This window comes from Shewanella sp. MF05956, from assembly GCF_059758055.1.
Genome location: NZ_JCAYNV010000003.1, coordinates 1 through 19,731, shown reverse-complemented (window position 1 = coordinate 19,731; position 19,731 = coordinate 1). Strand labels below are relative to the sequence as shown.

The 19,731-nt window shown below is 44.6% G+C and carries 13 protein-coding genes; 6 read left to right on the top strand and 7 right to left on the bottom strand.

Features of this window, described 5'->3' with window-relative positions; translation table 11 throughout:
* Position 1: 1 nt before the first annotated feature.
* Positions 2–2,065: a TonB-dependent receptor plug domain-containing protein gene (locus tag AC19MX_RS03760; protein ID WP_498296504.1), complete on the bottom strand. Its 2,064-nt coding sequence runs from the start codon at positions 2,063–2,065 to the stop codon at positions 2–4.
* A gap of 811 nt (positions 2,066–2,876) precedes the next feature.
* Between AC19MX_RS03760 and AC19MX_RS03755 the strand changes: the two genes are divergently transcribed.
* Positions 2,877–5,462, top strand: coding sequence for an acylase (locus AC19MX_RS03755; protein WP_498296502.1), 2,586 nt, complete (start codon positions 2,877–2,879; stop codon positions 5,460–5,462).
* A 227-nt stretch (positions 5,463–5,689) separates the two neighbouring features.
* On the top strand, positions 5,690–7,159 hold the full coding sequence (locus AC19MX_RS03750) for a carbon starvation CstA family protein (RefSeq protein ID WP_432404434.1): 1,470 nt from the start codon (positions 5,690–5,692) through the stop codon (positions 7,157–7,159).
* A 91-nt stretch (positions 7,160–7,250) separates the two neighbouring features.
* On the opposite strand, the gene AC19MX_RS03745 is transcribed toward AC19MX_RS03750, so the two are convergent.
* The 5 genes from AC19MX_RS03745 to AC19MX_RS03725 all read right to left on the bottom strand — a co-directional run bounded on the left by AC19MX_RS03745 (position 7,251) and on the right by AC19MX_RS03725 (position 12,986).
* Positions 7,251–8,465: a 4Fe-4S binding protein gene (locus AC19MX_RS03745; protein WP_498296500.1), complete on the bottom strand. Its 1,215-nt coding sequence runs from the start codon at positions 8,463–8,465 to the stop codon at positions 7,251–7,253.
* Positions 8,466–8,818: 353 nt separating this feature from the next.
* Complete coding sequence (locus tag AC19MX_RS03740) at positions 8,819–9,715, bottom strand: LysR family transcriptional regulator (protein ID WP_498296498.1); 897 nt, start codon at positions 9,713–9,715, stop codon at positions 8,819–8,821.
* Between the two features lie 29 nt (positions 9,716–9,744).
* On the bottom strand, positions 9,745–11,331 hold the full coding sequence (locus tag AC19MX_RS03735; RefSeq protein WP_498296496.1) for a cryptochrome/photolyase family protein: 1,587 nt from the start codon (positions 11,329–11,331) through the stop codon (positions 9,745–9,747).
* Between the two features lies 1 nt (position 11,332).
* Positions 11,333–11,482: a DUF2256 domain-containing protein gene (locus AC19MX_RS03730; RefSeq protein ID WP_498296494.1), complete on the bottom strand. Its 150-nt coding sequence runs from the start codon at positions 11,480–11,482 to the stop codon at positions 11,333–11,335.
* On the bottom strand, positions 11,472–12,986 hold the full coding sequence (locus tag AC19MX_RS03725; protein WP_498296492.1) for a cryptochrome/deoxyribodipyrimidine photo-lyase family protein: 1,515 nt from the start codon (positions 12,984–12,986) through the stop codon (positions 11,472–11,474). Before AC19MX_RS03725 ends, AC19MX_RS03730 begins: the two co-directional genes overlap by 11 nt.
* Before the next feature lie 203 nt (positions 12,987–13,189).
* Here AC19MX_RS03725 and AC19MX_RS03720 point away from each other — a divergent pair, with 203 nt between their 5' ends.
* The gene (locus AC19MX_RS03720) at positions 13,190–13,828 is read left to right on the top strand and encodes an NAD(P)-dependent oxidoreductase (RefSeq protein WP_432404448.1); all 639 of its coding nucleotides are present in this window, start codon (positions 13,190–13,192) and stop codon (positions 13,826–13,828) included.
* A 105-nt stretch (positions 13,829–13,933) separates the two neighbouring features.
* Here the strand turns inward: AC19MX_RS03720 and AC19MX_RS03715 are convergent, their stop codons facing one another.
* Entirely contained in the window at positions 13,934–14,116 is a 183-nt protein-coding gene (locus AC19MX_RS03715) for a helix-turn-helix domain-containing protein (RefSeq protein WP_432404452.1), read from the bottom strand.
* A gap of 376 nt (positions 14,117–14,492) precedes the next feature.
* Here AC19MX_RS03715 and aguA point away from each other — a divergent pair, with 376 nt between their 5' ends.
* The 3 genes from aguA to AC19MX_RS03700 all read left to right on the top strand — a co-directional run.
* Positions 14,493–15,605: an agmatine deiminase gene (aguA, locus tag AC19MX_RS03710; RefSeq protein WP_432404455.1), complete on the top strand. Its 1,113-nt coding sequence runs from the start codon at positions 14,493–14,495 to the stop codon at positions 15,603–15,605.
* A 113-nt stretch (positions 15,606–15,718) separates the two neighbouring features.
* On the top strand, positions 15,719–17,425 hold the full coding sequence (locus tag AC19MX_RS03705; RefSeq protein WP_432404459.1) for an amidase: 1,707 nt from the start codon (positions 15,719–15,721) through the stop codon (positions 17,423–17,425).
* A 1,432-nt stretch (positions 17,426–18,857) separates the two neighbouring features.
* Positions 18,858–19,731, top strand: an 874-nt coding sequence (locus tag AC19MX_RS03700; protein ID WP_498296489.1) for a reverse transcriptase N-terminal domain-containing protein, incomplete at its 3' end; no start/stop codon positions are given.

Genomic DNA, 19,731 nt, shown 5'->3' with positions numbered 1-19,731 from the left:
GTTAAAACTTCGCGGTTAATTTAAATGTAACACTTTCATCAATGTAGTTTGGCAATGTGTAAGTTTCCCCAGTATTACTGTACTCAATGTGTGAACCTGCAAATAAATTTTTGCCCATAATGGCAGCCGACCAGTTTTGATGAAATGCCCATTGCCATGTTAAGTCCAATGCGGTGTAGTTTTCAGTGTTGTAGGCATCGCTATTTTCGACCCGCAATGAGGCAAAAAGGCGTTGATTATCAAATAGTTTTACATCGGTTTTGGCAAATAATTGTCGGCTTGTTGAGTTATAGCCAATGGCAGCAAAAGTGTTTTCTGCAAGGTCATAATTAAACGTGTTATAGCTATAGCCCAGTTCAGCATTAAAAATGTCAGTGGGTTGCCAGGTCAAAATAATATCGCCGCCATTGGTGGTCGTTTGAGCATTGGATACAATATTATAATTAATTGAAGTTGCGGTTAAGCTTTGCAATGCTAACTCAACTTGACCTGCTTGTAGTAGCCCAAATATGGGTAGAAATTGCTCGGTATTACCATCGACTGTAAGGGCGATGACATCTTTGGATATGGTCCGATAAGCCGATAAATCTAACGTCCAAGAACCTTGTGATAGTCGATAACCTGCCTCATAAGATACTGATTGTTCTGATTTTACATTGCTATTACCGTTAAGGTAGGTCCTGATGTAGTATTTATCGATAGCGTCAATCCCGGTGGTGATGGGAGACACTTCTTCAACTCGTTGACCATCAATAGCATAGTCGTCATTAAACTCGATTAATGACGGTACGCGGACACTTTTTGATATTGATGTCCATAACACATGATTTTTTTGCGGTTTCCAAACGAGTCTGGCTAAGGGTTGGTTTTCCCAACCTGTTAAATCATTGTGCTCAACCTTTGTCCCTACAATGATGTCTAGCTCGTCAGCGATTAAGCTGTACTGGCCTTGAATTAATGCGCCATATTGTTGCAAGGTATTGTAGCCGCCATCACTGTGTATAAAAGTACTTTCAGCAAAAGAGATATCGTTATAGCGATAGTTAAGACCCCAATCTAACTTTAAATCGTGATATAAAAAGTTCATTTGGTAATCAATATCAAAAGATTCAAAATGTTCTTGAAGGTATGTTTGACTGCCTGTTTGTTTTAACCAGGAGGTTTGTAACATTTGATTGGCATCAGGCGAAATGCGGTTTTCCACTCGAGCCATAATGCGAGAGTCGGTGCGGTCTAAACTGTCGGTAAAAGAGATATTGCGATTGGTTTCATCAATGACACCACGGAAATTTTGCCCTAATGTTGACTGGGTAATATCGCCTTGTATTAACCCCGACCACTCATCATTGGGGGTAAAATCAAATCGAGCACCCGCAGATTGTTGTTCAGTATAGTCAGCCGGCTCTATGTCTATTCCTTTGTCCGATTCATCGCCGTCTTTAATATGCCCGTAAACGCGGAAGCTACCTTTGTTACCCATATCGCCACCATAACGTAAATTAGCGTCATGATTGATTTGACTGCCACTGCTTACATCGACATGTAAACCACGCGTATCAATACTGTTTTTGGTGATAATGTTAATCACACCATTATTGGCATTGCTTCCCCACAACAGACCACCTTGACCACGTATCACTTCTATTCGCTCAATGTCGTATAAGGGAACATTCAGAGTTTCCCAATACACGGCGGCAAATTTTGGGGTATAAAAACTCTGACCATCAATCATCACCAATAATTTGGCTGAAAAGCGTGAGGCCACGCCGCGTGATGTAATCGCCCATTGATTATTATCAAGCTGCCTAACGGCAAGACCTGGAACCATCTTGAGCGCTTCGGGGATAGACGTTGCACCTGAGTGAGTAATTTGCTCTTTGGTTAACACATAAATAGAAGATGCTGTATCGAATGCAGATTGAGCTCTTTTCATTGCCGACGTAACTTGTACATCCATCGCCATGAGCGAGTCTAGATCTAAGTCAAGATCACTAAATGGTTCTTCTGCGATGACGTAAGGAGAAACCAGTAAAGTGCCAAGCAATAATCTTTTTACAATCTTCAATGTCATACCCTTTATATGCAAAAGCCTGATTGAATAGCACTTACAGGAGGTGTAAATGTTAATCAATACTGTACAGCATTTTGACTCAGCCGAGTTTTCTGGTTACAGAAATAAACGACCCATTTTATTGTTATATTCAGTTAATCATGCGGTGTTTCTGTACACATTGTATCAGCTAACGTTATAAAACTAGAGGGTAAGCTTGATTATAATCTTACCTTTAATCTACTTTTCAATGACTTTTTATCTACATTGTGAATTTACGCTCTATTAATGGCGATGTATTGCCATTTTGATGGACTAGAAGTTAGCGCTAACCACATTAATGAAATTGTATGTAAATGTTTTAACAAGTAGACATGTGTATGAATGATTGCTTAAATATCTTATACCCAAATAACCTGAAGATGCTCGATTTCAGCAAGAATTTACACGCGTTTAGGCAAGGCATTGATTGCGGGTAATGGTGTTCCCTTTCCAAAATCAATAACGCAGCATAAACGCGTGTACAACTTGCCCCTTGGGAGTTTCACCGTGTTTCCCTGATTATTAAATCAAGAGCGTTGTTGCGCTAATTTTTAAGGTACTTACATTACCGCATTAACGCGCCTAGTATTGAAAACACGGTGAAGCTCTGAAACACGTCTCTTCAAGTTGTTTGGGTATATATGTCTTTGTTGTATTTATGTTGATATTTGAGTTGCGGTAACTGGGGTTATTCGCACAAATGTTGATATAAATTGAGGCATAAAGGATGAATACCTCGCCCATATTAAGGGTAACAACAAGGGTAACAACAAGGATAATAATAATGGATTTCAACAAACTCCTGCTCGCTATGGGTGTTGCATCGACGGTTTTTATTGTCGGTTGTGGCGATGACACCGATTTCAGTAAAACCACTCAACCCACACCTGAACCCGAAGTGACACCGCTTTTACAAGCTTTTGCACCTAATGGCGCGCTTAAAGCACAGATCCGCCGCACCCAATATGGTGTGCCACACATTACCGCCGACAATTTAGAAAGTTTAGGTTTTGGTAGCGGTTACGCTCAAGCGCAAGATAACTTATGTGTGATAGCCGATGGCTTTATTAAAGCCAACTCTGAGCGTTCAATGTATTTTGGCCCACATGCGTCAATCGACTTTGCGACTGGCTTACCTACCAGTGAAGATAATGGCAACTTAATTTCTGATTTTGCCTACAAAGCATTAAAAATTAGGCAGCTTGCCGAAAATCAATATAGCCAATTTAGTTATAATTCGCGCGCGTTAATGGAAGGGTTTAGCGCCGGTTACAACCAATTTTTAGCTGACGTTGAAGCTGGCGAGCAAACCGCAGAACCTTTTTGTGCTGGTCAACCTTGGGTAAAACCCATCACTGGGATTGATGTCGCCAATTATCTGTTTTCGGTCGCGTTGCTTCCTGGCGCGGCTAACTTTTTAGATTTAATTTTTTATGCCAATCCTGGAGATGGTGAAGAATACTTACCGCGTATTGTTGGTCCTGCTGGCTCATCAGTACAAATCGCCTTTGTTAGCGACATGAACCGCAAACTCATTGCTCGAGCAGCCAATATCACCACGCCAGATACTAACCCTCGTGAGCTAGGTTCAAATGGTTGGGGCTTAGGTAAAGATAAAACCGAGAATGGAAAAGGTATGGTGTTGGGCAATCCGCATTTTCCGCATACCGGTAACTTACGGTTTTGGCAGTCTCATTTAACCATACCTGGGCAAATTGATGTGATGGGAGGCTCGCTGGTGGGCATGCCAGGTTTGGTGAATATTGGTTTTAATAACGATGTTGCCTGGACACATACTTTTTCAACGGCAGAGCACTTTGTTATGTATAATCTCGAGTTGATGGCAGGCGACAGACTGCAATATATGTTCGATGGTGAAGCCATGCCAATCACTAAAGAAACCGTTTCGATATTAGTCAATGCCGGTGCTGCGGGGATGTTAGTGGCCGAGAAAGACATTTATACCACAGCCAAAGGCCCAATGGTTGAAGCTCCACCAGCGTTAGCACCCTTTGGTTGGGATGACGGCCAGGCCTTTATGATCCAGGATGCCAACATGGCAAACATAGACCCACTTGATCATTGGTTAGCCATGAACCGCGCCAGCAATCTTGATGAGTTTCAACAAGCCTTTAAAAATTATGATGGGGTGATTTTTAATAACACCATGTATGCCGACAAAGAAGGTAATGCTTTTTATATCGATGATTCAACGGTCCCGGGTTTTTCTGATTTCGTTATCGGTATCCTTAAAACCACGCCAGCCATTATCGCCGCCAAAGCACAAGCCGGATTTACCATATTGCCCGGTAATACCTCAACGTTTAGTTTTAGCGAGCCGATGCCATACGAGCGCGCGCCAAAGCTTGAGCGAACTGACTTTGTGCAAAACTCCAATAACTCATTTTGGTCAACTAACTTAGCCGAACCATTAGAAAATTACTCGCCAATGTATGGCCCTGAGCGTGGCCAGTTATCACTACGTACTCGTATGGGGCTTACCCTAATGGACGATGCCGCGGGTGAAGACGGCAAGTTTTCAGTCGCCGAGTTAGAAAGTGCTTTATTGTCTAATCGTGCTTATTTAGCCGAGTTAGTGCTAGCCGATTTACTCACTCAATGTGCAGAACAAGGTGATACTCCAGTTGTTGTTAGTCCAACCTTATCAAAAGATGTTAGTGCTTCTTGCGCCGCGCTAACAGCGTGGAATGGTAAACAAGACAATGACAGTGTTGGTGGGGCGTTAATTCGCGAGTTTGCGCATCAGTTTGATCAAAGCAGTATGTTGACTCAAGAGTTTGACTATACCAACGCAGCAACTACCCCAAACACGCTTGCCAGCGATGGTAGCGCGCTAGTGGCATTGGCTCACGCAGCACTAAACTTAGAAGCTGCAGGATTTGGCGTTGATGCCAGTTTAGGTGATGTGCAGTTTGTCGAAAAATCATTACCAGATGGCACTGCCTCCGGAGTTAAATTACCTTGGCCTGGTAGTCATAATGCTGAAGGTGGCTTTAATGTGTTTTCGACCAGTTTATCTGGCGACGATTCATTAATTCCACAGCACAGTTATGCTGCCGTTATGGATGTGTTATCGGGTAAGGCTGCTGCGTCGGGTTTAACCGAGCAAGGTTATCAAATTCGCTATGGTTCAAGTTGGATGATGGCGGTGAGTTTTACTGATGATGGTCCGGTGGCAAAAGGGTTATTATCGTACTCACAATCAAGTAATGCCCTCAGCCCAAGCTTTAACGACCAAAGTGCGCTTTACTCGACTCAAAAGCAATTACGCCCGCTGCTATTTACCGAGGCCGATATACAGGCATCGCTTGAATCGACCACAGAACTGAGTTTTCAGCGAAATAACTAGTGGTAAGACCTAATAAAAAAGACTCATACTAAATGGGTCTTTTTTTTAATTTTAACTTTCTAAGTCTGTGATTAAGATACATAAAAACATCATAATAGTTAGGTTTTATCGGGCTTCCACCTTGGCAACCCCTACTTTGGTATAAGATACTGTTGCTTGACCTGTACACACAACTGAAACAAAATCGGCATTGACTATATTCTTATAATTAATGGGATGATAAAACCATGTTGATTTTCCTCATTTGTATTGCGTTGCTGTTGCTCGCATACAAGCTTTATAGCCCGTTTGTTGAAAAACAAGCCGGTATTGATCCTACGGTACAAACCCCGCAAACACGCTTTAATGATGGTGTGGATTACGTGCCTGTTCATCCTGCAAAAGCGTTTTTAATTCAGTTTTTAAACGTGGCGGGTGTGGGTCCTATTTTCGGCCCTATCTTGGGTGCCTTATATGGCCCAATTGCATTAGTTTGGATTGTTCTGGGGAACATTTTAGGTGGTGCGGTACACGATTACTTTTCTGGGGTAATGAGTATCAAGGAAGACGGTAAGAGCTTACCTGAAATTGCTGGACATTATTTTAACATTTACTTTAAAGCGGCGATGTTGATATTTACCGCGATGTTACTGTTCTTTGTTGGTGTGGTGTTCATTATGAGCCCTGCCGGTTTGTTAAGTAACTTAGACTATTTTAAAGATACTATTTTCGCTAATAACACCTTTTGGGTGTTAGTTATTTTAGCTTACTACTTCTTCGCAACATTATTACCGATAGACAAGATTATCACTAAGTTATACCCATTCTTTGGCGCATTAATGATTGTGATGACAACATCGATTGCCGTGGCATTATTAATTAATGCACCGCAGTTACCTGAGTTTGGCGATATCTTTGCTTACTTTGACCACAGCCATTACAACAATGACTTACTTGAGCCTAATCCAGACGGTTTGCCAGTATGGCCATTACTCTTTGTTACCATTACCTGTGGTGCAATCAGTGGTTTCCACTCTACACAAGCTCCGATTATGGCGCGCTGTTTAACCAATGAAAAGTATGTTCGTCCAGTATATTACGGTGCAATGGTTGCTGAAGGTATTGTGGCTTGTGTATGGGCAACTGCCGGTATTGCTGCGTTCCCGGGTGGCTATGTTGAGCTTAAGGAAATTCTTGCGCTAGGTGGCCCCGGTATGGTGGTTAATCAAGTGGCAACGACATACTTAGGTGTCGCTGGCGGTATTATGGCAATTATTGCGGTAGCGGTATTCCCAATTACATCAGGTGATACAGCATTTAGATCGCTTCGTCTTACCATTATTGATGCGTTTAAGATCCCACAAAGCATGACTAACCGTCTATTGGTTGCCGTGCCTGTATTGATTATTGCGTACTTCATGACAAAAATTGACTTCACGCTTATCTGGCGTTATTTCGCGTTCTCAAACATGTTGTTGTCTACCAGCGTATTATGGTTAGCGACTAAATACCTGTTTGACCGTGGTGCCTTCCATTGGATTGTGAGTCTTCCAGCGATTATTGGTACATGTGTTACGGTATCGTATATTTTAACGGCCGGTATTGGTTTAGGTTTACCACAAGAATTTAGCCAACCTTCGGGTATTGCGGTTGGTGTGATAGCGCTTATTGCACTGATCATTGCACACAACAAACGTAAAGTGACATCTGCTGCATAATGCGTTAACGGTGCGATTGAATGAGAGGGCTGCAATGTGCAGCCCTCTTTTTTTGCTTTTAAATGAGGTTGTTCAGCAAGCGGTTTTGATACTAATGCCCGATACGGTCGAGCTTTTGAATCAGTTCTATTTTGATGTTGTCAGGCGTTCGGCTATGCCAGTAACCACTCACATAGGCAAACAGTGGCAACATAAACATAATGGTTAACAGCACGATTAATAATCCTCTGGCCGAAAGCGTTATGCCATTTCGAGTACTAAAGTGTAGCGCTTCTTTTTTAGGGCAAGCTGACACACAACGCATACAAGCCTGACATTCATCGGAGCGAATATTCTTTTGAGTATGAACCGATATATTGGCAGGACATGCACGAGTACACTTATCGCAGCTCATGCCTTTTGATTCAATTAAGCAATGTTGGCTGTCGCGTCTAATTTTAAACGGACTTAAAAAACTCACAATACCCAGTAATGCACCATAAGGGCAGATATAGCGGCAGAACCCTTGGCGGCGCCAGGCGGCTAACGCAAAAATAGTTCCAAATCCGATTAACGCCATCATCGACGGCATCATGAAAAACGCTGCCATTTTAAGATCGGCAACTTTGTGATAATTACCAGAAAGATAATGTGGAATACTGGCCGATGGCATTGAGATAACGAGGTAAAGCAGTGCGGCTAATAACAGATATTTAAGCATTCTTAATGGCCAATCTAACCATGCCGGTGGTAATAGCTCTGCCTTAATAACGCGTTTTCTGAGTTTATAAAGATACTCTCCTGCTAATCCTAATGGGCATGCCCAACCGCAAAATGCGCGCTTACACAGCACACCAGTTAGCAATACTACACATAACATCACTACCGCAGCAGGATGGTTTTGGTCCCACAATCCTAAGGTTAAAATGGCTTTAAGCTCAATGCCGCCCGCAATCGGTAAAAAAGCGTCGCCGACATCAGGGCGCATTAACCAAGGTATTTCACCGGCATACATTAAGCCCGCATTAATGGCGTATTGCACCCCAACCAATAACATCGCAAGTGCAAAGAAATGTTGGCTAAACTCTCTAATGGTATTGGGTCGACCTTGGGCATTTGCAAATACTGGTAGGTATTGGCCTGCGGCTGTTACCACTAATACTGAGACTAATAAGATTAAGAGTAAAGGCCAAAAAAAGCTTGCTAGAGTCGCGCCAATTAATAGTCCACCGCTAACAAGTGCGCCCCATTTTTTGCCGCTCCAATAAAGTAGGCTGGTGCTGTAAACCAGCGCCAGCATTAAGGTGACCGATTCTATTGTGCTCATACTTAACTGCCTGTGGAGTATAAAAGTCTAGGTTTATGATAAATCCTGTAACTTGGCAGTGATGTGAGCTAGATCTACAAGCCTGTTTAGTTTTGTAATTATATGATCTATATTGATTTGTTTTATTTTTGTAAGCTTTGTAGCTCAGATGTTTAATAAGAGTAAATCAACTTGATTCAGCACTTAAATCTGTAGGTAAATTTTCGTGTGAAAGGAATGCCTCAGCAGCTTTTATTCTGCGTACCCGCTATTTGAAAGGGAACAACCATGACTACAATAGCGACGCTTTAATTAAAAAACGTTGGACGCATTCTAAGTAGTCATTTATTCATGCGGATTGGTATAGCGTGGGTTTAGCTTGGCCATTTATGAATATCGTCTTGCCAGGCATTGGCCGTAAAGTCGATAAAGGCGCGCACCACATTTTGTTGGTAACTGCGCGACAAATACACTGCCCATAAGGTTTTTCCCGGCGTCGTAGTGTGGGGTAATACATCAATTAACTCACCTTGTTCAAGGTAGGTGTTGGCTAAATCGGTTGGTAAACACACAATGCCATTTCCGCGCAATGCCGCTTTAATCAATACGCCCATTTCATTGGCTTGCAAGTGACCCTTTACCTCAAGTACGTGCGAGCGAGTCTCGTCAATCACTTCCCAGTGTTGTTGGCTCGAATGACGTAAACAATTGTGTTGTAACAAGTCATGAGGTGCCAAAATGGCGGCATGTTGTGCTAAGTAGTCGGGTGAGGCGCATATTACGTTGTCGATGTGCATTAAGCGTCTGGCGATTAAACTCTCATCGGGCTGATGGGTATAACGCAATGCAATATCGACTCTGTCGCTAACCAATTGCGAAATATTATCAGACAGTAATAACTGAATATTCACTTTTGGGTGTTGCAGGCAAAACGCTTCAACCACATCAAAGAGTTTATGTTGCCCAAGTCCGATTGGAGAGGCAATACGAATGCTGCCAACCAATTCATTATTGTGGCTGTTGGCGCGGCTTTCCATGGCGGCCACTTCACTTAAAATACGTTGGCAATAGTTGAGCGCTTCCTCGCCTTGTAGGGTTAAACTCACGCGGCGAGTGGTGCGGTGCAATAAGCGTAACCCCAACCATTGCTCAACATCTTTTATGTGCCGAGACACCTGCAAGCGGCTTAACCCAAGTTGCTCAGCAGCTTGGGTAAAACTGCCGCAACTGGCGACTTCAACGAAGCTGCGTATGGCTGATATCTTGTCCATGACTCTCCTGGCGGTTGGTTTACGTAAGCTTATAAGTTGTCGAGGTTTGCTAACAGCACTTCGGCTTTATGGATAATGGCTTGCTGAGTCGCAGAGTCCATCTTTTGCCAGTTTTTATACACCATCGTCATGCGTGGATTACGGCCAAATTGTTGTTGATGACGCTGAATAAAGTGCCAATATAAGCTATTGAAAGGGCACGCGTTAGCTTCTGTTTTGAGTTTGACATTGTAATGACAGCTTTTGCAATAGTCGCCCATTTTATTCAGGTAGTTACCACTTGCCGCATAGGGTTTGGTGGCAACAATACCGCCGTCGGCAAATTGAGTCATGCCGCGGGTGTTGGGCATTTCTACCCATTCAATGGCATCAATGTAAATACCTAAATACCATTGGTCGACCTCATCTGGATTGATGCCTGCTAATAAGCTAAAACAGCCCGTCACCATTAACCGTTGAATATGATGGGCATAGGCAAAGTCGAGTGACTGCTTAATCGCGTGGTGCATGCAGTTCATCTTAGTGTTAGCAGTCCAAAAATATTCAGGCAATGGCCTGTGTGCTTGCAAGGCATTTTTGGTTGCGTAGCCTGGCATATTGATCCAATAAATCCCGCGGACATATTCTCGCCAGCCTAAGATTTGCCGCACAAAGCCTTCTACTTGTGTCAGTGATATCTCGGTTTGATTGGCTTGCCAATGGCTAATGACTTTATTGATTACTTCGCCTGGCGAAAGGATTTTAGCGTTAATGGCAAACGATAAACGCGAATGGTATAGGCTCCAATCTGCCTGGCTATTTTCGGTCATGGCATCTTGAAAACGGCCAAAGCGGATCAATAAATGCTGGCAAAAATAATCAAGTAACTGCCGAGATTGGCGGCGATTAACTGGCCACAATAGTTGATTTTCAGCTTTGCCTATCGTGGCGACGTGATGCCGCTCGAGCCGGCTAATAATGTCGCTCACATCATTGGCAAATAACAAAGGCGACGGAATATCTTGAAGGTCGGCTTTTTTTAAATTTTCACGATTTTGTTGGTCAAAATTCCACTGGCCGCCTAAGGGTTCATCGTCTTGCATTAGCACGTTAAAGCGCTTGCGCATGCGGCGATAAAAGAACTCCATTTTAACATGCTTATTGGCGGTAAATTCACGTTTAATATCGTCAAAAGGCAACAAGAAATGTTCGCTGTCATGGCAGGTACTTTTAATGCCTGACAATGATAATTCGCTGAGTTGCGTGGCTAAACGGTATTCATCAGGCTGTTGATATTCAATGGTATTGAGCTGGTGCTGCGTGCAGAGATGCTCAAGCAGTGTTGGCAAATCTGTAAATGGTTGAGTTTCATCTAACGATAAGTGCATCACCTGATGGCCGCAGTGGGCTAAAGCGTCGGCAAACTGCGTCATGGCAGCAAAAAAAGCACACACTTTTTGCACATGATGCTTAACGTAGGCGGTTTCTTGCCTGAGCTCGGCAATCACATACATCACAGTCGGGTCGACGTGTTTAAACCAGCTGTGGGAGGCATTGAGTTGGTCGCCTAAAATGAGCCGCAATGTGTGAGTTTGTGGCGACAGTGAGGCCGAAATAGTGTTGTAAACGGTTGTCATTTTATTCCCTTGAATCAGCTTTGTGGCGGCGGCAACGTTCGGAACAATATTTAACATGTTCCCAGTCTTTAGCCCATTTTTTACGCCATGCAAACGGGCGCAGGCATACCAGACAGGTTTTATGCTCAAGATGTGGTTTTTTATGTGTCATGCTGCTCTCTTGTGCGTTTACGCTTTGGACGCACGTGGCGTGTTAGCACCGCAGCAATGTGTTGTTGTACTTGTGGTTTGTCGCGATAAGACCATAAACGATCGCGAGCGGCTTGTGAGGCTAAGGTGATGTCTATCATCGGCTCTGGGTAATCTCGACCTAACATCACGTCATTAAAAATCGCTTCCATTGGCGGCTGTAACCAGGGCTGGTGGATATATTCATTGGGTAAGTTGCTGAGTTCTGGACACCACTGACGAATAAAATCGCCATTGGGATCCTGGTCTTGAGACTGCTTTATCGGGTTATACAACCTAATAGTATTAATGCCGGTAACCGAGGCTTGCATTTGCAGCTGTGGATAATGAATACCCGGCTCGAAATCGAGAAAGTAATTGGCTAATGGTAGGCTGGCTAGCTGCCAGTGAATGTTTAAATGGTGGGTCACAAAGCTAACGAGCATGGCGCGCATTCTAAAATTAATGTAACCGGTTTTACTTAAACAGCGCATGCACGCATCGATAATCGGAATGCCGGTTTGCCCTTCTGCCCAGCGCTTAATATCTCGCTCGACATCGTCATCATCACGATAAGGGAAATCCTCGTAACCTGGATTGACTGGGGTAAATTCCATGCTGCATTGGCTTTCAAACTTTTGCATAAAATGACAGTGCCAATGCAATCTAGACATCATTGCCAGTAAAGGTTTTTTCCAGGCTCTATTACTGGTTTGTACCTCTTGATAACGAGTCATTGTCGCCTGATAAACCTGCCTTAAACTAATGTTACCCCATGCTAAATAAGGTGATAAGCGCGAGCAGTGGGTTCGACTCAGGCTTGGGCTTGAAATACTGCGTTGATAATCTTTACCGCGATGAGTTAAAAAACTGCTCAGTATCGCTCTAGCTTGTTTAGGGCCGCCGGGTTGAAAGTTATCGTTTGGCTCGGTTATTTCGGCTTTGAGCTCAATTACCTGACTATTTGTAAAGGGCTGAAATTGGCACTGCTGCCAATTAGGCACTGCAATAGGGCTGGCCATCACTTGTTGCCAATGCTGATCCCACGCCAGGCGATGTCGACGCCCACGAATAACCGCGCCTGTCGGAGATTGTTGCCAGTGAATGGCGTGCTGCTGACACCAATTGGCCACGGCTTTGTCGCGCTCAAAAGTGTTGTTTAGGCCGATTTCCTGGTGGCTAAATAGCGTGTTAATAGTAAAGGATTCAGCCAGCTTTTCGAGTAAAGGCAACATCGGCATGGCGAATACATGCACCTGGCCATGATAGCGGCTAAGCTGTTGATTGATATCCTGCAGCGACTGCCACACAAAGCGCCAATGGCGATCATTATAATGGGAGTCTTCCAGCATTAATGGCTCAAAGTTGTATATCAGCAAACAAGGTAAATGATGATTAAAGGCATCAACTAACGGCTGGTGATCAGACAAGCGCAAGTCGCGTTTAAACCAGACAATATTAATTGATTGCTTGTTGCTGTTGAGCATGAACCTAAAGCCTCGTGATGGATAACTAACCCTTACTCAGATTAAATACGATACTGTTAGCGGTTTAGATTGCTTTATTTGTTATTTTTACACCCAGATTAGTATCTTAAAGTGAAACAATTAAGCGCATTAATGACTATTTATCTCAAATTGTGTCATCTATAAACTGGCTCCATTGTTAATGACCAGAGTGAGACAGAAAAATGAAACTAGCAGTATTAGGCGCAAGCGGTTGGATTGGCGGAACTATCATGCAACAGGCGATTAGCCGCGGTCATGATGTTATTGCCGTGGTGCGTGACGCCAGCAAAGTGGCTCAAGATGTGCCTGTTCGTACCCTTGATATTACCCAAATGTCAGAACAAGATGTTGCTACCGCGTTTGCAGATGTTGATGTGGTTATCGCCTCTATCGGTGGCCGCACCGCACAAAATCATGAAATTGTTGCGCAAACCGCACAGCAGTTATTGCAACATTTACCGCAAGCTGGCTCACCACGTTTGTTGTGGGTTGGTGGTGCAGGTAGCCTAGAAGTTGCCCCAGGGGTGACGTTGGTATCAACACCTGAATTTCCAGATGAATACAAAGCTGAAGCTATTGCGCAAGGTGAAGCACTCGCTGTATTTCGCAGTACAGACTCTGCTGTTAAGTGGACTTACGTTAGCCCCGCAGCGATCATTTTCCCGGGTGAGTCTGAAGCGCCATACCGTTTAGGCGGCGATGAGTTCTTTACCGATGCACAAGGTCAAAGCCGTGTATCAGTAGTCGATTATGCCAAAGCTATGGTTGATGAAGCCGAAAATGCTAAGCATATTAACCAACGTATTAGTGTTGCATACTAGGACTAGTGAGTGAGATTGACGTGGTATGACAGAGCAGGCTCAAGTAGCCTGTTTTGTTTTGTTTTGTAAAATCGCTTATATGACCTTCTCTATACGGCGCTTTAGCTATTGTATTTTCCTATACAGTGAGCGAGTGCTAATACCCGCTAGCGCTGCGGCTTTGTCTTTATCGCCATCAACACTGTCAATGAGTCGCTTTAGGTAGTTAAGCTCATTGTTTTTCAAATCTGTTGTTGTTCCTGAATCCCCGCGAATTTTACGATCGATCTCAAGACTGGTTTTAATCACATGACGATCAATTATTGGGGGGGATTCTATTGACTTACCGCATGGACAAGGTGCATAAAGTTAACCGCACTACCAACAAGACAATTAACTTGGTTTGCTTGGGTGCGTTTCCATATCTTATGTCATGACACTCATTTTCCGACTCATTCCGTCATTTATTAATTTCGCAGATAGTCATTATTTCGAGCTCAATAAACTTGCCTGTTTTGTATCTTAAAAAATCTTATCAATACCCTACATACAAGTATTTAGCGCAAACAGGCATAAATGATATGATACCTGCCATATTTTGACTAAGCTCAAATTCACCCAGAATTTCGTCCTATATTAGGGCGCACAATATTATCTTTTTCAGCATTACTGGAGAGCAAAATTCATGACCAATGCAAATGTGGAAGCCACACCATTATCTACAAAGCCATCACAAGATGGTTTTCACATGCCAGCCGAATGGACGGCTCAGCAAGCTGTGTGGATGCTTTGGCCGCATCGCCCAGATAATTGGCGCGCAGCAGGGGCTTATGCTCAAGCAACATTTGCAAACGTTGCCGATGCCATTGGTGCTGTAACGCCAGTATACATGGGCGTTCCTAAAGCATTTTTAGCTCAGGCTAAAACAGTTATGCCTGCTCATGTTACCTTGGTTGAAATCGATAGCGACGATTGCTGGGCCCGTGATACTGGCCCGACGGTGGTGGTAAATGCCAAGGGCGAATGTCGCGGTATTGATTGGGGCTTTAATGCCTGGGGTGGCCATAACGGCGGTTTGTACTCTCCGTGGGATAAAGACGAGCAAGTTGCAAAACAGATGAACGCTCAACATGGTTTTGAGGGTTATCGCGCGCCGCTCATTCTTGAAGGTGGTTCGATTCATGTCGACGGTGAAGGCACCTGCATGACCAGTGCTGAGTGTTTACTTAACAGCAACCGCAACCCAGATTTGACCCGTGAACAGATAGAAGCTTATTTGTCTGAGTATTTAAATGTACAGCAGTTTATCTGGTTGGAAGACGGCGTGTACATGGATGAGACCGACGGACATATTGATAATATGTGCTGTTTTGCTCGCCCAGGCGAAGTGATTTTACATTGGACAGATGATGAAGCCGATCCACAGTATCCTCGCTCAAAAGCGGCTTTAGATGTGTTACAAAATGCGGTAGACGCACAAGGCCGTAAGTTAAAAATTCATTTAATGCCACAACCGGGTCCGTTGTACTGCACCGAAGAAGAAGCCCAAGGCGTAGAAGAGGGCACGGGTGTACCACGCACGGCGGGTGAGCGCTTAGCGGGTTCTTACGTGAACTTTTTGATTACCAATCAGCGCATTGTGTTCCCACTGCTTGACCCTGCAACCGATAATATCGCTGCACAAAAATTGCAGGACATTTTCCCAGAGTATGAGATTGTGGGTGTACCTGCCCGTGAAATCTTATTAGGCGGCGGTAATATTCATTGTATTACCCAGCAAATTCCTTCTGGACAATAAATAAAACCTAGATCAAAAACCAAAGGAAGACGGTAAGTCACTGTCTTTCACGATATTTATCTTTAAGAGCAATTAACCTTTTACACAATTGCCTTTCAAGAAGAGGTTTTAACATGTTCGAAGTTACTGAGATTTCTATTTCTGAGTTGCGTGCAGCGCTCGGATCGGGCCGCACTACATCGGTTGAATTAGTGCAGTCATATTTAGCGCGAGTTGATGCTTACGACGGCCCAGCGACAGAGACTAAACTAAATGCCTTGGTGGTACGCAATCAAGATGCGCTAAAAGAAGCCGAGGCGTCAGATGCTCGAAGGGCTCGTGGCGAAACACTGAGCCCACTTGACGGCATTCCTTATACCGTAAAAGACAGCTATTTGGTTAAGGGGTTAACGGCCGCGTCAGGCAGCCCTGCATTTAAAGATTTAGTGGCTCAATATGATGCTTTTGCCGTTGAACGTCTGCGTGAAGCAGGGGCTATATGCCTAGGTAAAACCAACATGCCGCCTATGGCTAATGGTGGCATGCAACGTGGTCATTATGGCCGTGCAGAAAGCCCATACAACGCAAACTATCTTACCGCGCCTTTCGCGTCGGGTTCTTCTAATGGTGCAGGTACTGGTACCGCCGCAAGTTATTCTGCTTTTGGCTTAGCCGAAGAGACATGGTCGAGCGGCCGTGGCCCAGCATCAAATAACGGTTTGTGTGCCTACACGCCCTCGCGCGGGGTTATTTCTGTCCGTGGTAACTGGCCACTGACACCGACTATGGATGTCGTAGTGCCTTACACTCGCACCATGGCAGACATGCTAGAAGTGCTTGATGTTATCGTTGCCGACGACCCAATCACTCGCGGTGACTTATGGCGCCTGCAACCCTGGGTTGAAATCCCAAAAGCCTCAAGTGTGCGTCCACAATCTTATTTGGATCTTGCCGCTCAAGCTGGCACGCTTAAAGGTAAACGTTTCGGTCTGCCACGCATGTTTATCAATAAAGATGAATTGGCTGGCACCAGCGAAAACCCAGGTTTTGGTGGTCCAACCGGTCAGCGCATCAATACGCGTGCATCGGTAATCGACCTTTGTGAAGCGGCTCGTAAAGCACTGGTAGCCGCTGGCGCTGAAGTCATTGAAGTTGATTTTCCGCTGGTATCAAATTGTGAAGGTGACCGCCCAGGTGCGCCAACCGTTTACAACCGCGGTATAGTGACACCAGAGTTTTTGGAAGATGAGCTGTGGGAGCTTTCTGGCTGGGCTTTAGATGAATTCTTGCGCGCCAATAATGACCCTAAACTGAACAAACTGTCTGACGTAAACGGCCATTTGATTTTCCCGCATGACTTAGGCACCTTGCCAAATCGTGAAGGGGATTTAGCCGCAGGCATGGATGAATACGTCAACATGGCCAAAAGAGGGCTTAAGTCGTATAACCAAATCGACAGCGTCCCCGATGGTTTGCGCGGCCTAGAAAAAACCCGCAAGTTGGATTTAGAAGACTGGATGGACGAGCTCAAACTCGATGCCGTGTTGTTCCCAACGGTTGCAGATGTTGGCCCTGCTGATGCGCATGTTAACCCAGCGTCGGCAGATATTGCCTGGAGTAACGGAGTTTGGGTTGCTAACGGCAACCTGGCGATTCGTCACTTAGGTGTGCCGACAGTGACCGTACCAATGGGCGTGATGGCTGATATTGGCATGCCAGTTGGGTTAACGTTCGCAGGCCGAGCTTATGACGACAATAACCTCTTAAGTTTTGCGAGTGCATTTGAATCGACGGGCAACAAGCGCGTTATTCCTCCACGCACGCCAGCGCTGAGTCAATAAGCGCTTAAGCTAATTACTCTTCATAAGCACTGAATACGCATATGCGACAACGGGATTGGTTTGTAAAAGCCAATCCCGTTTTTATCGCTCAGGTTTTGCAAATGTTTTACTTAACATGCATTTAGTTGTTTAAACTTTAATCCACAAAAAGCGTATAAGCGTATACATCGTAGGTCTATTTAGCGGTGTAATCGTCGTCCCGGCAATGCTTTTAAGCCGGGATCCAGGTGTTAGCTTTGTACTTTTGTGCTCATGGCCTGCAGCGACTAACGTCGTGGCGCTTCGTCGACTCTAGATAAAGTAGTCAGTTATCAACTTACTCAGGTTGGTGTAATCGTCGTCCCGGCAATGCTTTTGAGCCGGGATCCAGGTGTTTGCTTTTGTTGTTTTGTACTTATGGCCTGCGGCCACTCACGTCGTGGCGCTTCGCCCACACCAGAATGTTCAAACTTCGTTTGAAATAAGATCGCATGGTTCCACCCTGCACGGGCCAAAAGGGGATCAACAGCAATCCCCTCTTGGATCACCCCTGCCGTTCCGGCAACAATTTCGCTTTTTAACCAAACAAGAGCAGCGAAAAAATTGCGACGGAAATGTAATCCATCTTCTGACCACGTTTGTAGTCTGCTTCGGCCACCTCTTTATGGTAAAGAATGAAAATGCTAACGCTTCAGATGGGGCGTCCCTTCCCCTCTAAAGCTAGCTGGCTCTGATAGGCAGGATGCCTGAATGCCTTGAAGCACATGGATGTGCGTGAAAGGCCATGGCCAGCTCACGTCATTTTCTTCAACGGCCTCAAGTTCTGAGTTGAATTTAGGCATTTCAAGCTGAGGCATCTAACTCATTTTTGGATGTGCGACCTGAGGTCGTATGAAGCGCTGTTCACCGCGATAAGAGTGAACCATCTGTATCACCAGATGCCCCTAAGACTCTGAATAAAGCAGCGAGTCTGACAATGTAACGATATTCGGTTTTATACCGAATGGGAACAGAATCGTGAGAGGACGTTCCTCCTGATAACCACAAATCGGGTAAGTGCTAGGGTGTCAGTATGATGAACGTAAGTGAATCCATGTAAGGTGCGTTATGTGAGAAACAGCGGAAGTGGTTAATACGCTGTGGCCAAAAGGCAACGAGAGTAGGAAAGAAATTGTCCAGTATTCTTTCGTGATCGATACGCTCTCCGCACTATAGTGGGCATCTAACCTGACGTTGCGTGACATACGGAACAGGGTAAGCCTGTATTGCTCCCTGTGGGAAAGTGGTCTGCGAAGACTGCCGATAGTAATGCAGGTAAAGGAGGCTAGAAAAAGCAAATGCCGCATTGTAATGATGTGGATACAGGTTGTTATCTGGCGCGAAAGCGAGCTGACTTCTAGCTGGTCTCCCGTTGCAAGATGATTTGAAGAACTTTATTCAAGGAGAAACGCAAATGATGGCTTCAAACGAAGCTAGTGCCTCTTCTGACAGCACTCAATGGCAATCCATTAACTGGAAGGCTGTTAAGCAACATGTATTAAAGCTTCAAATGCGCATTGCAAAAGCAACCCGAGAAGGTAAACACGGTAAGTCGAAAGCATTGCAGTGGATACTCACCCACTCTACATCAGCAAAATTGCTTGCTGTTAAAAGAGTTTCTCAAAATAAAGGCAGCAAAACACCAGGAATTGACGGCATCATTTGGAACACTGATGCTCGTTGTATGACTGCGGTGAATCAACTGAGTCGAAAAGGCTATCATGCCAAACCGCTCAGGCGTATCTACATCCCCAAGAAAAACGGCAAACTCAGACCTTTAGGCATTCCCTGCATGATAGACAGAGCGCAGCAAGCGCTTCATCTTCTCGCTTTGGAGCCTATTTCGGAAACGGTAGCCGACCTTAATAGCTATGGCTTTCGACCTAATCGAAGCGCAGCAGATGCAATTGCACAGTGCTTCAAATGTTTATGTATGAAGCGCTCTAGCCAATGGGTTCTTGAGGGTGACATCAAAGCCTGTTTCGATAAGATTGGTCATCAATGGCTTATCGACAACATTCAATTAGATAAACGAATGCTGAAACAATGGCTTGGATGTGGTTATATTGATAAAGGATTGTTCTATAAAACAGCTGAAGGAACACCACAAGGTGGGATCATATCGCCTACGCTTATGTTGCTCACGCTGGCTGGGTTAGAACAGTTGGTTAAGTCTATTGCCCGTAAAACAGGGAATAGGGTCAACTTTATCGGATACGCAGACGATTTTGTCATCACAGGTTCTTCGCAAGAAGTCCTAGTTAATGAAATCAAGCCGCAACTCATTG

Excerpts from the sequence above, each read along its gene's own strand:
- AC19MX_RS03735 (WP_498296496.1), bottom strand. The coding sequence starts at position 11,331 with ATGACAACCGTTTACAACACTATTTCGGCCTCACTGTCGCCACAAACT.
- AC19MX_RS03740 (WP_498296498.1), bottom strand. The coding sequence starts at position 9,715 with ATGGACAAGATATCAGCCATACGCAGCTTCGTTGAAGTCGCCAGTTGC.
- AC19MX_RS03720 (WP_432404448.1), top strand. The coding sequence starts at position 13,190 with ATGAAACTAGCAGTATTAGGCGCAAGCGGTTGGATTGGCGGAACTATC.
- AC19MX_RS03745 (WP_498296500.1), bottom strand. The coding sequence starts at position 8,465 with ATGAGCACAATAGAATCGGTCACCTTAATGCTGGCGCTGGTTTACAGC.
- AC19MX_RS03755 (WP_498296502.1), top strand. The coding sequence starts at position 2,877 with ATGGATTTCAACAAACTCCTGCTCGCTATGGGTGTTGCATCGACGGTT.
- AC19MX_RS03750 (WP_432404434.1), top strand. The coding sequence starts at position 5,690 with ATGTTGATTTTCCTCATTTGTATTGCGTTGCTGTTGCTCGCATACAAG.
- AC19MX_RS03730 (WP_498296494.1), bottom strand. The coding sequence starts at position 11,482 with ATGACACATAAAAAACCACATCTTGAGCATAAAACCTGTCTGGTATGC.
- aguA (WP_432404455.1), top strand. The coding sequence starts at position 14,493 with ATGACCAATGCAAATGTGGAAGCCACACCATTATCTACAAAGCCATCA.
- AC19MX_RS03725 (WP_498296492.1), bottom strand. The coding sequence starts at position 12,986 with ATGCTCAACAGCAACAAGCAATCAATTAATATTGTCTGGTTTAAACGC.
- AC19MX_RS03705 (WP_432404459.1), top strand. The coding sequence starts at position 15,719 with ATGTTCGAAGTTACTGAGATTTCTATTTCTGAGTTGCGTGCAGCGCTC.